The following is a 592-nucleotide window of genomic DNA, read 5'->3' on the forward strand; positions in this document are numbered from 1 at the left end:
GGCGGTCTCAAGTCGAAGTGCAACAGCTAGGTTAATGTTTAGATGACGTTGCTAGATCCGCTGCTTGTAGCGTCGCGGCGAATACCTCGAAGGGAGAATGAAACGCATGTGTGGCACGAGGTCGGTTGTTCAAGCTGTCGGCAATGATGTCGAGGTCTGCCTGACTATGCACGGAAAGATCGGTGCCTTTGGGCAAATACTCGCGCAACAGGCCATTGGTATTTTCACAAGTTCCGCGCTGCCACGGGCTATGTGGATCGCAAAAATAGACGTTCACGCCAGTTTGAGCGGCAAGTTCTTGATGTCGTGAGAGTTCACGCCCCTGGTCGTAAGTGAAGCTTTGACGCAAGTGTTCGGGAATCGAGTTGAGCTTGGCCGAGAAGCCGGCCAGCGCAGATTCGGCTGTGGCATCGTGCATCTTGGCCAGCAGTACCAGACGGCTGGTCCTCTCCACCAACACGCCAACTGAGGAGCGATTGCCTTCGCCTTTGATGAAGTCGCCCTCCCAGTGCCCGGGCATCACGCGATCCTCGACTTCAGGTGGGCGCACGTGAATGCTGACCATATTGGGAATTTGCCAGCGGCGATCATT

At 55.4% G+C, this 592-nt stretch carries 1 protein-coding gene; it reads right to left on the minus strand.

Annotation, left to right across the window (positions count from 1 at the left end):
• Window positions 1–31 precede the first annotated feature (31 nt).
• A partial coding sequence (locus ACRXB1_RS37280) for an IS30 family transposase (protein ID WP_449494928.1) occupies window positions 32–592 on the minus strand: 561 nt, incomplete at its 5' end.

The organism is Caballeronia sp. M23-90 (genome assembly GCF_053574605.1).